Annotated in this window: 14 protein-coding genes; 12 read left to right on the plus strand and 2 right to left on the minus strand. The window is 46.0% G+C overall.

What is annotated here, in order from left to right:
- Positions 1-7: 7 nt before the first annotated feature.
- From nuoI to FTT64_RS07515, 9 genes are all read left to right on the plus strand, one after another.
- Positions 8-550 (plus strand): NADH-quinone oxidoreductase subunit NuoI, encoded by a 543-nt coding sequence (gene nuoI, locus FTT64_RS07475; protein ID WP_005179629.1) that lies wholly within the window; start codon positions 8-10, stop codon positions 548-550.
- The gene (nuoJ, locus tag FTT64_RS07480; RefSeq protein ID WP_171065113.1) at positions 550-1,068 is read left to right on the plus strand and encodes an NADH-quinone oxidoreductase subunit J; all 519 of its coding nucleotides are present in this window, start codon (positions 550-552) and stop codon (positions 1,066-1,068) included. The genes nuoI and nuoJ overlap by 1 nt, the downstream gene beginning before the upstream one ends.
- Positions 1,068-1,376, plus strand: a complete 309-nt coding sequence (gene nuoK, locus FTT64_RS07485; protein WP_005179622.1) for an NADH-quinone oxidoreductase subunit NuoK — start codon at positions 1,068-1,070, stop codon at positions 1,374-1,376. Before nuoJ ends, nuoK begins: the two co-directional genes overlap by 1 nt.
- The gene (gene nuoL, locus FTT64_RS07490) at positions 1,373-3,268 is read left to right on the plus strand and encodes an NADH-quinone oxidoreductase subunit L (RefSeq protein WP_180182230.1); all 1,896 of its coding nucleotides are present in this window, start codon (positions 1,373-1,375) and stop codon (positions 3,266-3,268) included. The genes nuoK and nuoL overlap by 4 nt, the downstream gene beginning before the upstream one ends.
- Position 3,269: 1 nt before the next feature.
- On the plus strand, positions 3,270-4,883 hold the full coding sequence (nuoM, locus tag FTT64_RS07495) for an NADH-quinone oxidoreductase subunit M (protein WP_104491474.1): 1,614 nt from the start codon (positions 3,270-3,272) through the stop codon (positions 4,881-4,883).
- A gap of 3 nt (positions 4,884-4,886) precedes the next feature.
- Entirely contained in the window at positions 4,887-6,380 is a 1,494-nt protein-coding gene (gene nuoN / locus FTT64_RS07500) for an NADH-quinone oxidoreductase subunit NuoN (protein WP_180182231.1), read from the plus strand.
- 122 nt (positions 6,381-6,502) lie between these two features.
- The gene (gene upp, locus FTT64_RS07505; protein ID WP_045796291.1) at positions 6,503-7,138 is read left to right on the plus strand and encodes a uracil phosphoribosyltransferase; all 636 of its coding nucleotides are present in this window, start codon (positions 6,503-6,505) and stop codon (positions 7,136-7,138) included.
- Positions 7,139-7,218: 80 nt separating this feature from the next.
- On the plus strand, positions 7,219-7,512 hold the full coding sequence (locus FTT64_RS07510; protein ID WP_005179613.1) for a cold-shock protein: 294 nt from the start codon (positions 7,219-7,221) through the stop codon (positions 7,510-7,512).
- Between the two features lie 112 nt (positions 7,513-7,624).
- Complete coding sequence (locus tag FTT64_RS07515) at positions 7,625-8,326, plus strand: cold shock domain-containing protein (RefSeq protein ID WP_016659365.1); 702 nt, start codon at positions 7,625-7,627, stop codon at positions 8,324-8,326.
- Positions 8,327-8,375: 49 nt separating this feature from the next.
- On the opposite strand, the gene gigC is transcribed toward FTT64_RS07515, so the two are convergent.
- Positions 8,376-9,257 (minus strand): LysR family transcriptional regulator GigC, encoded by an 882-nt coding sequence (gigC, locus tag FTT64_RS07520; RefSeq protein WP_005179612.1) that lies wholly within the window; start codon positions 9,255-9,257, stop codon positions 8,376-8,378.
- An 85-nt stretch (positions 9,258-9,342) separates the two neighbouring features.
- Here gigC and FTT64_RS07525 point away from each other — a divergent pair, with 85 nt between their 5' ends.
- Together FTT64_RS07525 and FTT64_RS07530 are read left to right on the plus strand one after the other, a co-directional pair.
- Complete coding sequence (locus tag FTT64_RS07525) at positions 9,343-10,104, plus strand: ferredoxin--NADP reductase (protein WP_180182232.1); 762 nt, start codon at positions 9,343-9,345, stop codon at positions 10,102-10,104.
- A 70-nt stretch (positions 10,105-10,174) separates the two neighbouring features.
- Complete coding sequence (locus tag FTT64_RS07530) at positions 10,175-10,837, plus strand: hypothetical protein (RefSeq protein ID WP_180182233.1); 663 nt, start codon at positions 10,175-10,177, stop codon at positions 10,835-10,837.
- 94 nt (positions 10,838-10,931) lie between these two features.
- On the opposite strand, the gene FTT64_RS07535 is transcribed toward FTT64_RS07530, so the two are convergent.
- The gene (locus tag FTT64_RS07535; RefSeq protein ID WP_034598216.1) at positions 10,932-11,354 is read right to left on the minus strand and encodes a hypothetical protein; all 423 of its coding nucleotides are present in this window, start codon (positions 11,352-11,354) and stop codon (positions 10,932-10,934) included.
- 442 nt (positions 11,355-11,796) lie between these two features.
- On the opposite strand from FTT64_RS07535, the gene FTT64_RS07540 reads away from it, so the two are divergent.
- Complete coding sequence (locus tag FTT64_RS07540) at positions 11,797-12,129, plus strand: hypothetical protein (RefSeq protein ID WP_005179600.1); 333 nt, start codon at positions 11,797-11,799, stop codon at positions 12,127-12,129.
- Positions 12,130-12,261: the final 132 nt, after the last annotated feature.

Consider the following 12,261-nt stretch of genomic DNA (forward strand, 5'->3'; position numbering starts at 1 on the left):
GAACAAAATGTATAAGTTTCTAGCTGGATTTGGGTCAATCGTGCGCTCGTTGTGGATGGTGTTCAGCCACGCAACCCGCAAACGTGACACCATTTTATATCCGGAAGTGCCAGCCGAAGAAATCGTACCACCGCGTTTCCGTGGTCGTATCGTGCTTACACGTGACCCAGATGGCGAAGAGCGCTGCGTTGCCTGTAACCTGTGTGCCGTTGCGTGTCCAGTGGGCTGTATTTCACTGCAAAAAGCAGAGCAGGAAGATGGTCGTTGGTATCCGGAATTTTTCCGTATCAACTTCTCTCGCTGTATCTTCTGCGGTATGTGTGAAGAAGCCTGCCCGACAACTGCAATTCAGCTGACACCAGACTTTGAATTGGGTGAATATGTTCGTCAGGACCTGGTCTATGAAAAAGAACACTTGCTGATTTCAGGTCCGGGTAAATATCCTGACTATAACTTCTACCGTGTAACCGGTATGGCAGTTACAGGTAAAGACAAAGGTCAAGCACAAAAAGAAAGTGCACCTGTTGATGTACGGAGTCTATTACCATGATGTGGCCGTTTTATTTGATGGCACTCGTGGCCATTATCTCTACTGTTCGTGTTGTCACCAACACGAACCCAGTACATGCGTTACTGAGCTTGATCGTGTCATTACTTGCAGTTGCAGGGATGTTCATGATTGTGGGTGCACCGTTTGCCGGTGCCCTGGAAATTATTGTGTATGCCGGCGCGATCATGGTGTTATTCGTGTTCGTGGTGATGATGTTGAACTTGGGTCAGCAAACTGTTGAACAAGAGAGCAAATGGCTCAACTCATCTGCATGGGCATATCCAGCATTAATGAGCTTCCTGATGGGTCTGGTTCTGGTATGGATGCTTGCATCGGATTACTCCAGCACGCCAGCTGTCATGGGAACCGAAATTGTTGGTCCTAAAGAAGTCGGTCAAGCACTCTTTACTCACTATTTATTATTGGTTGAAGTTGCCGCGATGTTATTGCTAGCAGCCCTGGTTGCAGCATTCCACTTAGGTAAACGTGAACCAGGTGCAGAAGAGGAAAAACAATAATGGGCAACATCCCTTTAGAACATGGTTTGATCGTTGCAACCATTCTTTTTGCACTGGGTTTTTACGGTGTAATGGTGCGACGCAACCTGTTATTCATTTTAATGAGCCTTGAAATCATGATGAACGCAGCAGCACTTGCGTTCGTTCTGGCGGGTAGTGCCTGGGTACAACCAGATGGCCAGATCATGTTCATCTTGATTCTGACGCTGGCTGCGGCAGAGGCGTGTATCGGTCTTGCGATCGTCCTTCAGTTCTATCATCGCTTCCATCACCTGGATGTGGATGCTGCTAGTGAGATGCGCGGATGAGTTATTTATATTTAACAATTTTGTTCCCGCTAATCGGTTTTATTTTATTAGCGGCAGGGCGTCACAATCTTCCTGAGAAAGTTGCGGCGATTATCGGGGTAGGGGCAGTTGGTCTATCGGCATTATTTGCCCTGATTGCCGGCCTTGACTTTGTCAATAACGGTAAAGAACTTTACGTTCAGCATTTGTGGACGTGGTTTAGCGTGGGTGATTTTGCCCCAGGCATCAGTTTGCAGCTTGACGGCTTATCGTTGCTGATGATGGGCATGATTACCGGTGTTGGTTTCCTGATTCATATCTTCGCATCTTGGTATATGCGTGGTGAGGAAGACTTCGCACGTTTCTTCTCTTACTTCAACCTGTTCGTGGCCAGCATGTTACTGCTGGTACTGGGCGATAACCTAGCGTTATTGTTCCTGGGTTGGGAAGGTGTAGGTCTGTGTTCTTACCTGTTAATCGGTTATTACTACCAGAACCCGGCCAACGGTTTTGCTGCCATTAAAGCATTTACCGTAACGCGTGTGGGTGACGTATTCCTGCTGATTGCACTGTTCTTGCTGTACCAACAGTTCGGTACCCTGAATACACAGTATATCGTTGAGAATGCTGCTGCGGTTATGACCCAAAGCTCATCAATTACCATCTGGACTGCCTTAATGTTGTTCTTGGGTGCTGCTGGTAAATCTGCGCAAATCCCGTTACAAACCTGGTTGGCAGATGCGATGGCAGGTCCGACGCCAGTATCTGCGTTAATCCACGCGGCAACCATGGTGACTGCGGGTGTTTATCTATGCTGCCGTATGTTCAGCGTATTTGAACTTGCACCAGAAGTGATGATCTTCATTTCTATTACCGGTGCGGTAACCTTGCTGGTGGCTGGTTTTGCAGCGCTGGTTCAAACCGACATCAAACGTATTCTGGCTTACTCAACCATGAGTCAGCTCGGTTATATGTTTATGGCCGTAGGTGCTGAAGCGTACCAGGCGGGTCTGTTCCACATGCTGACTCACGCATTCTTCAAGGCATTATTATTCTTGTCTTCAGGTGCGGTGATTCTGGCTTACCATCATGAACAAAACATCTTCAAGATGGGTGGTCTGTTCTACAAGAACAAATTCCTGTTTGCATGTTTCGCGATTGGTGGCGGTGCCTTGGCAGCCATTCCATTCCTGACCATCGGCTTCTTCTCTAAAGATGCGATTCTGGCCGCGGTGTGGACACAAAGCCATTTAGCTGGCGTACCAGTCTTCAATACACTGTATTGGGTGGGTGTTGCAGGTGCGTTCTTAACGTCTATTTATACTTTCCGTTTAATCTGGGTAGTATTCTTCGGCAAAGAAAACACGCCTTATCATGAAATCAAAGGCATTACTTACTGGGCTCCACTGGCAATTCTGGCAGTGCTTTCAACGGGTCTGGCGATTGTGCTGAAAGCACCAGTGATGAGCATTCTGGATGCTGCACAAATTCCAGCCTTCATTATTCCTGAAGCGCTTGAAGCCGGTGCACATGGTGCTGAATACATCGCGATTGGGGTTGCTTTGACAGGTCTTGCTGTTGGCGTGGTGCTGTTTGCGTTTGCTTACAATGCCGTAAAAGGCTTTGCTCAGACTTCTCTGGGTTCAGGTCTGGCCAATATCTGCCGTAATGCACTTGGTTTCGATGCGTTGTATGACATCGTATTCGTGAAGCCTTACCTGCTTATCGCTAAAATTTTAGGTCGCGATCCGATTGATGGCTTGTGGCTGGTGCTTCCTGCAATTGTTAAAGCAGGCAACAGCTTTACCAGTTCACGTCAAACCGGTTCATTGCGCGAATACGCCTCTAGTATGGCCCTCGGTGTTGTTGTTTTACTGCTGGTCGTGGTCGTGACTCAGGTCGTGGGGAAATAAGATGGAAGCTCCAAACAATATCATTTTACCCGCACTGATCCTCGTTCCGTTCATTGCAGGTTTTATTTGTTGGATCGTCGACAAGCTCGACGACAAACTGCCGCGCTATATTGCGCTGGTGGGTATGCTGGTAACGCTGGGTCTGACCCTGGCGTTATGGCAATCAGGTACGTATCAATATGAATTGGGTGCACAGGTTCCAAGCTGGGCTGCCCAATTCCAGTTGCCTTGGATTCAAACCCTAGGCATTAACATTCACCTGGCGGTAGATGGCTTATCATTACTCATGGTTGGCCTGACAGCGCTGCTGGGTATTTTGGCCGTCGGCTGTTCTTGGGGTGAAATCCAGAAGAACGTGGGCTTCTTCCACCTGAACCTGTTATGGTCTTTAGGTGGCGTAATTGGTGTATTCCTGGCGATTGACCTGTTCCTGTTCTTCTTCTTCTGGGAGATGATGCTGGTTCCAATCTACTTCCTGATTGCGCTTTGGGGGCATAAAGGGGCAGATGGTAAATCGCGTGTTTACGCAGCAACCAAGTTCTTCATCTATACACAGGTTGCAGGTCTGATCATGCTGATCGGCATCCTGGGTCTGGTGATTTACGGTTACATGCTGTCAGGTACCATCTCGTTCAACTACCACTATCTGTTAGCGGTGGCGAATACACTTGATGCACAGTTACCGGCAGTGGCTTATGCCTTCATGATCTGTATGTTCATCGGCTTTGCGGTAAAACTTCCAGTTTTCCCGTTACACGGCTGGTTACCAGATGCCCACGCACAGGCACCAACAGCGGGTTCTGTTGACCTTGCAGGTATCTTGATTAAGACTGCAGCGTACGGTTTACTCCGTTTCGTGATTCCATTCTTCCCGGCGGCTTCTGCACAGTTTGCAGACATCGCGATTATTTTCGGTTTAATTGGTATTTTCTACGGCGCTTGGTGTGCCTTCCAGCAAACCGATATGAAACGCCTGTTGGCTTATACCTCTATTTCGCACATGGGCTTTGTGTTACTGGCGATTTACGCAGGTAATATCCTGACTTACCAAGGCTTAATGATCATGATGCTGGCACATGGCTTGTCATCTGCTGCATTGTTCATTATGTGTGGTCAGGTTTATGAACGTGTGCATACCCGTGACATGCGTCTGATGGGTGGTATTCGTGGTCAATTCCCGTATCTGGCCTTCTTCCTGATGTTCTTCGTGGCAGCATTGGTCGGTATCCCGGGTCTGGGTAACTTTATTGGTGAATTCCTGATTCTGATGGGTTCATTCAACCAGTTCCCTGTATTTACAATCATTGCTGCAGTGAGTCTGGTGTTTGCAGGTCTTTATGGTCTGATCCTGATTCACAAAGCATTATTTGGTACACCAAACGAAGAGCAAAAACAGCATTACAGCAATCCGTTAAAAGATCTGGATGCGCGTGAAATTGTGATTCTGTTAATTTGTGCCGTTGGTCTGTTATGGCTTGGTCTGTATCCACAAAGCTTCCTTGATATTTCCAATTCAAGCATGGCGTGGTTAGCAAACAGCTACATTCCAGTTCAAGAGCTAGTTGAAGTGACCGAACAGGTAAGCACTCAACTCGAAAATGTGGAGATCCAATAAGTCATGAACTTCACAATGTCATTTTCCGAGCTTATGCCATTAGCTCCTGTGATGATCGTGGCTTTAACTGCGATCGTCGTGATGATTCTCACCGCAATCAAGCGTAACCATAACCTGATTGCGACAGCATCTGTAGTGGGCTTAAACCTTGCTGCAGCGTATATTCTGCTCTCATTATTCGGTGGTGCTTTTGCACCAGTGAATGTCATGGGCATGTTTATGATTGATCAGTTCACACTGGTTTATCAGTTACTGATCCTGGTTGCTGCACTGGCTTGCTGTACCTTGTCACATGCTTATATTGAAAGCTATAAAGACAATCGTGAAGAGCTGTACATCCTGATGTTGTCCTCAGTTGCAGGCGCAATGCTCATGGTGGCAAGCTCGCACTATGCTTCATTCTTCATCAGCCTGGAATTGATGTCGATTCCGGTATATGGCTTGTTGGCCTATACACATCAGCGTTCGAAGTCTTTAGAAGCAGGGGTGAAATACCTGGTACTTTCAGCAACCGCATCTGCGATGTTGCTGATGGGTATGGCGTATATTTATGCCTACACCGGTTCACTGTCATTCTATGACTCTGTACAGGCGCTTATGCAGAACCTGCACCAGCCACTGGTCATTTTAGGTATTGCCTTAATTATCTTTGCGGTTGCATTCAAACTATCTTTGGCACCATTCCACAAATGGACACCAGACGTCTATGCGGGTGCACCAGCACCAATCGCGACCTTCCTGGCAACGGCTGCCAAAGTGGCGACCATTGGTTTGTTCGTACGTTACTTGCTGACTTCAGGTGCCATCCTGCAAGAATCAGTTATTACACTGCTGACCATTATTGCCGTACTGTCGATTGTGGTCGGTAACTTCCTGGCGGTACGCCAAGTGAACTTGAAGCGTGTCCTGGCATACTCTTCAATCGCACACTTCGGTTATCTGCTGATTGGTCTGATCAGTCTGACTTATGCCAGCTTGGGTAATGTGACTGTTTATGTGATTACCTATGTATTAACCACGATTGGTGCTTTCGGTGCCGTAGCGTTAATGTCGAGTCCATATAACAACACTTCAGAAGCAGAAAGTCTGGCTGAATACCGTGGTCTGTTCTGGCGTCGTCCAGTGCTGACTGCTGTATTAACCGTGATGATGCTGTCTCTGGCCGGTATTCCACTGACTGCAGGCTTTATTGGTAAGTTCCTGATTGTCATGGCTGCGGTAACAACCCAGCACTGGTTCCTGGCAGCGATGATTATTGTCGGTTCGGGTATTGGTCTGTATTACTATTTACGTGTGATGGTGGTGATGTATATGACTCCGCCAGAAACACCAAAAATGGATGCAGTCGATCACTGGGGTCAACGCGTTGGCGGGATCATGGTTCTGCTGGCTGCACTGGCGGTATTGGTGATTGGTGTTTATCCGGATCCAATTATCCAGATGGCACTTGAAGCCGAGATTTTATCTCCAATTCACTTCATGCTGTCTCAGCAATAATCTTGAAAAAGAGAATTGTCTAGCAAAAAGCCCTCAATATTTGAGGGCTTTTTTGTTTTTATCAGGGTCAAAAAATGATTATAATAGACGGAATTTTATCTTAACCTTTTAGGTGTTCTCCCGTGGCTATCCATGAAATTCGTCATCCGCTCATTCGTCATAAACTCGGTTTACTGCGTCGTGCAGATATCAGCACTAAAAACTTCCGCGAGCTGGCGCAAGAAGTGACCATGCTGTTGACCTATGAGGCGACCAAAGATTTGCCAATGGTTGAGCATGAAATTGACGGCTGGAATGGTGCGGTCACGGTAGACCGTATTGCCGGTAAAAAAATTACTGTAGTGCCAATTTTACGTGCTGGTATTGGCATGCTGGATGGTTTCCTGAACCTGATTCCAAGTGCCAAAGTTTCTGTACTGGGCTTAGAACGTGATGAAGAAACGCTGGAAGCGCGTACCTACTATAAAAAACTGGTGCCAGATGTACAAAACCGTATTGCCATGATCATTGATCCAATGCTGGCCACCGGTTCATCTTTAGTGGCGGCGATTGATGTGTTAAAAGCCAGCGGCTGTAAAGATATTCGCGTGATGGTGCTGGTGGCTGCGCCAGAAGGTATTCAGCGTGTAGAAGCAGCGCATCCGGATGTGGTAATTTTCACTGCCTCTGTGGATCAGGGCCTGAATGAAAATGGCTATATCGTACCGGGCCTGGGTGATGCCGGTGACAAAATTTTCGGTTCCGTGCAAAAAGACTGATTTTGCTAGTGAACAGAGAAGGGGCTTTTATAGCCTCTTTTTTATATACTAAGCTTGAAGCGCAAAAGGGGGACAGGTCGATGAGCAACGAACAATATCAGGGTAAAGTTAAGCAATACAACGCAGACAAGGGTTACGGCTTTATTGCCTGTCCGGAAGGCGAAGTGTTTTTTCATATTTCCGATTTCCCGGCCGATGGGATAGAACCGAAGCGAAATGACCGGGTGAAATTTAATGTGGTCAAAAACGGCAACAAGTTTAAAGCAGTGAAAATTGAGCGGGTTGAAGACCAGTCGGCCAAAGCCAAAAAATCCAAAGTGGCCGCCCATAACCAGTCGATTACTTCTTCCCTGCTGTCCAATTTCCGACGTTAGTACTGAGGTAGAATTTATATATTCTGCTTAAGTCGAGTATAAGAATAGAAAAGAGGCTTTTTAGCTTCTTTTTTATTACAATTATTAAAAATATCAAAGATAAGAGCGCATTATGTTTCAAGAGGGGAAAATCAAAAGCTATCATGAAGATCGTGGTTTTGGTTTTATTCAGATAGAGAAAGAGTCAAAAGATTTATTTTTCCACATCAAAGATTTTCCCAATAAGAATGTTCCACCTAAAATCGGTGAAAATCTAAAATTTATAATTGTTGAAGATGCAGGAAAATTTAAAGCCGCGAATATTGTGCGCTTAGACCTAAAAGTATCAGAGCCTGCTGAACAGAACAATCTACGATACAGAAATATCGAGGGTAAAGTTTCGTCAAGAGATAAAAAGAAGTCTTCATGGCTTAACTCAAAGATCATTACTGTATTAGGCTTAATCATTATTTTAGGATTAAGTATTTTGGTATATAAGAAATATCAAGAATATCAAGCTCAGAAACAGCAAAAACTTGAAGAACTGATGATTGCTCAGCAACAGATCGTAGCTGAGCAAAGAGCGGTACATGGCGAATTACCGGAACTTGGACTTAGTGAAAAAGGGAAAAAGAATTTAGAAAATGTCCAAGAGAATGTAGAGCAAGCGCTGCCGGTAAGTAGCAGCTCATCTGAACAATTTAAATGTGATGGCCGCGAGCATTGTAGTCAGATGAAGTCTTATGAGGAGGCTTTATTCTTTATTCGTAATTGCCCAAATACCAAAATGGATGGTGATGGCGACGGGATTCCATGTGAAAGCCAATTTCGATAAGGTATGAAAAAAGCGCCTGCAGGCGCTTTTTTATGGATTAAATACAGTCTTATTTGCTGTCACAGAACTTCATAAAGGCTTTCAGACCTGGACCCTGGTATTTCTGACGATGCACCAGCATAAATAAAGGCCGCGCCAGTTGCCAGAATGGAGTGTCTAAAATCACCAGCTGGCCTTTTTCACGTAAAGGCTCAATCGCCAGTTTTGAAATACAGGACATGCCTAAGCCGCCGGCCACAATTTTCAGAATGGCTTCATTATGACCCAGGGTTAAACGGATTTTGGCATCTGGCACATCTTTTAAAATGGCGTTATCAAATACTTCACGCGTGCCTGAACCTTCTTCTCGTAAAATCCATTCCACCTGTTTAAAGTCTTCTGCGGTTAAGGCACGGTCTAGCTGCGCCAGCGGATGATTCGGTGAACAGCAGACCGCCAGTTCATCATCACGCCAGTGGATACATTGCAGCTGCGGTAAATGACAGGAACCTTCAATCAGGGCTAAATCGAGCTGGAACTGGTTGACTGCTTCAATCATTTGACGGGTATTGCCGACCTGCAGCTGTAAATGCGCCTGTGGCTGAATTTGTAGGAAGTTGGCCATTAAATCTGGCATCAGATAATCGGAAATGGTCAGGGTCGCGCCCAGGCGCAAATCAATGCTTTGCAGCTCGCCTTTGGCGGCCTGTTCAAAGGCTTCACAGCGGCCAAGAATTTCAAGCGCCTGCGGGAGTAAAAAACGGCCCAGATCATTCAATTGCAGGCGTTTACCTAAACGGTCAAACAATGGTGCGCCTAAACCATCTTCCAGATCTGCTAAAGCCATACTCGCCGCACTTTGCGTCAGTTTGACGGCATCACTGGCCTTGGTTACTGTGCCTTCTTGAGCGACTGCTACAAAAACAGCCAATTGGCGTAAAGTCATGCGCATGAATATAGCCTTAACATTTAAAAAATATTAATAAATTATGCTGCCATGCTACCATGAGCGCAGTCTTTCATGCCACGTACAAATTATGTCAATTGAAAAATTTAGCCTAGAAACGGTGTTATCTGTACATCGCTGGACCGATACCTTGTTCAGCTTTACCATGACGCGTCCAGCCCACTTTAAATTTACTGCCGGGCAATTTGCGCGTATTGGCCTTAAAGTCGGCGATGAACTGGTGGTGCGGGCCTATTCAGTGGTGTCCTCACCTTTTGATGAAACCCTGGAATTCTTTTCAATTGTCGTACCCGATGGGGCCTTTACCTCCAATCTGCAACATCTACAGGTTGGCGATGAGCTGTATCTGGAAAAAGTCCCCTATGGCTTTTTAACCTTGGCGCGTTATCAGTTGCCTTTGCCACAAGACTTATGGCTCTTGGGTACCGGCACCGGACTGGCACCATTCCTGTCGATGCTGCAAGACTTCGACACCTGGAATAAATACCAGCATATCCATCTGGTCTATAGTGTCCGTACTGCCGCTGAACTGGCCTATGTCGAGCGGATTGAAGAAATTGCAGCGACTTTTGGCGAAGGGCATACAGGTTTTAAATTTGTGCCGATTATTACCCGTGATCCGAACGCACTTTTGCATGACCGTCTGCCGGTGTTAATCGCCAATGGCGAGCTGGAAAAAGCTGTGGGCCTGTCTTTTAATCCGGACAGCAGTCATGTGATGCTATGTGGTAACCCGCAAATGGTGGAAGATACCAAAGAAGCCCTAAAAGCGCGTGGCCTGAGCATGAATCGCCGTGGAGAAGGCAATATCGCGGTAGAGAATTACTGGTAAGCTTGAGTGCTACAGGCTTACTTCAATGGTCTGCTGTTCTCAGCCTGGTTTATTGTTCTGTGAGGATGTGATGCAAGTGTTTCAATCCATGCTTATGGCCAGCGTCGCGCTGGTGGCGGCAACTACGCTGCAGGCAAATATCACAGGCACGGAAACAGAAGTGACGGTACAAGAAAATGTGCTGATCTATACTGGCCCGCTCAGCCAAGATGCCAATACCCGTGCAGCTGCCTTGTTAAAGCAGTTCCCGCAAGTACAGACCCTGAAAATCACCAGTCAAGGGGGTGAAATTGGTCTGGGAATGGATTTGGGTGATCTGGTCTATGCGCATCAGTTGAATGTAGAAGTCGGGCAATACTGTTTTTCCTCCTGCGCCAATTATGTGTTTCCGGCCGGAAAGATCAAATATCTGAACTGGCGCAGTCAGCTGGGCTGGCATGGCGGCGCCATGCAACCAATGCAGTTTGATGATGCAGACATGGAGCAGGCCTATCAGCAGTATATTGGCCCGATGCGCGCCAGAGAAACCGCGTTTTTCCAGAAAATTCAGGTCCAGCAGGCATCGACTACAGCAGGGCAAGCCCCTGAATATGTGCGCTATCAAGATTGTATTGGCTGGCGCTATACACGCCAGAAAATGCAAAGTTTGGGAATTGATCAGGTGCGCTATAAACAGCTGATCTGGCTACCCAAATCCAGTTTTAAGCAGCAGTGTATTTTTACCATTCGCTAGCGGATTAAATGAAACGTATATTCTATTAAAAAACCTCATCTGTATGATTCAGATGAGGTTTTTTTGATGAAGTGTCAGCACCACTTGAATATGCTTAATGCACAAACATATCCATAAAATGACGGATTTCCTGAATCGCTGTTTCTGTATCAGTAGTCAGCCAGGTCGGTTCAAAAAAGCCAGCATAGTGTTCGACACGGTCTGCAGGGACCACCAGACGCACTGGACATTCTTCTTCCAGTAAGCGCCATGGAATAATCGGCACTTCATTATCGAGCCAGGCCGCGACATTACGCACATCAATCACCATGGCATTAATGCAGTCTGGAAACGGCATCACTGAAAACTCTTCAGTACGACGGCGGAAATATTCCAGATCGCCCCATTTCAGAAGAAAGCTCGGTTTACTGAACTCAATAATCCCGATTAAATGCTGATCACGCGTGTAGTGCAAAGCACATTGATGTGTGACGTCAGTGTCAAGATCAAGCGTTACACTTTGTTGACGATACGCCATAAAATTCTGGAGCATGAAAAAAAGAGTGACATATTATAGCGCATTTGTATGCGTTAAGGCAGCGCTTGTGGTGGGCGAGCTGAAGCAAATTGTTACCTAGCATTTTGCTGTATCAAGCAAGGAGGGGCTGATCAGCACTGGAGAATGCTCAGGCTGCTGAATTTTTTCTCTCATCTAGGCGATTCTATATTCCTTTTCATGTGCTTATTCTTCTAATTTTGCATCAGTTATTCATCTGCTTATTGCGACTAAAAAGTATACAAGTCCTGTCAGCTGCTAAATCCAGTTTACGTCAAAATTTTGAATAAAATGAAAGCAGTAAAAAACTTCATTTTTTGTAATTACATTTTTCACCATCTCACAATGCTTTGTCACACAACACAACAATGCTTCTTGTTAGTATAAAAATTCGACAAGCGAATAGAAAAGAAGTGAGGGAAACATGAGCCATGATTTTAACAAGCCACCTCATGTCACAAGCGCAGAAGAAGTACAAAAGAAAAAACGTATGCCAGTTTTTATCTTGATTGCTGTGGGTGTTTTTCTGCTGGCACTGGTGGTGTATATGTTTGCGGATCGTGATCCTAAACCGAGTGAGGCACCACCTGGGCATCCGAATGCCAATGTAGAACAGGCTACACCCAATAACAGTACGCCTGCAATGGCTGAAGAAGGTGTGGCGACCACAGGTGTGGATGGCGACATTGGCACCGCTGTAGATGGTGATTCAGCTACCGCCACAGATGGCGATACCGCTACGGCCACCGCTCAATAAGTCTGAAGATTGCATAAACCCTGACCGTCAGTTCAGGGTTTTTTGCGATAGCCGTGCATTTTTACACGCTTGGTACTTCATAAAAACACGGTACTTAAAAACACAAAGTACTTAAACCTTTCATTTTACCAT

This window comes from Acinetobacter sp. Q186-3, assembly GCF_013420655.1.
GTDB classification, from domain to species: Bacteria; Pseudomonadota; Gammaproteobacteria; order Pseudomonadales; family Moraxellaceae; genus Acinetobacter; species Acinetobacter indicus.

Bases quoted from the DNA above. Each gene is read 5' to 3' on its own strand.
- nuoI (WP_005179629.1), top strand. From the start codon at position 8: ATGTATAAGTTTCTAGCTGGATTTGGGTCAATCGTGCGCTCGTTGTGG.
- nuoJ (WP_171065113.1), top strand. From the start codon at position 550: ATGTGGCCGTTTTATTTGATGGCACTCGTGGCCATTATCTCTACTGTT.
- nuoK (WP_005179622.1), top strand. From the start codon at position 1,068: ATGGGCAACATCCCTTTAGAACATGGTTTGATCGTTGCAACCATTCTT.
- nuoL (WP_180182230.1), top strand. From the start codon at position 1,373: ATGAGTTATTTATATTTAACAATTTTGTTCCCGCTAATCGGTTTTATT.
- nuoM (WP_104491474.1), top strand. From the start codon at position 3,270: ATGGAAGCTCCAAACAATATCATTTTACCCGCACTGATCCTCGTTCCG.
- nuoN (WP_180182231.1), top strand. From the start codon at position 4,887: ATGAACTTCACAATGTCATTTTCCGAGCTTATGCCATTAGCTCCTGTG.
- FTT64_RS07510 (WP_005179613.1), top strand. From the start codon at position 7,219: ATGAGCAACGAACAATATCAGGGTAAAGTTAAGCAATACAACGCAGAC.
- FTT64_RS07515 (WP_016659365.1), top strand. From the start codon at position 7,625: ATGTTTCAAGAGGGGAAAATCAAAAGCTATCATGAAGATCGTGGTTTT.
- gigC (WP_005179612.1), bottom strand. From the start codon at position 9,257: ATGCGCATGACTTTACGCCAATTGGCTGTTTTTGTAGCAGTCGCTCAA.
- FTT64_RS07525 (WP_180182232.1), top strand. From the start codon at position 9,343: ATGTCAATTGAAAAATTTAGCCTAGAAACGGTGTTATCTGTACATCGC.
- FTT64_RS07530 (WP_180182233.1), top strand. From the start codon at position 10,175: ATGCAAGTGTTTCAATCCATGCTTATGGCCAGCGTCGCGCTGGTGGCG.
- FTT64_RS07535 (WP_034598216.1), bottom strand. From the start codon at position 11,354: ATGGCGTATCGTCAACAAAGTGTAACGCTTGATCTTGACACTGACGTC.
- FTT64_RS07540 (WP_005179600.1), top strand. From the start codon at position 11,797: ATGAGCCATGATTTTAACAAGCCACCTCATGTCACAAGCGCAGAAGAA.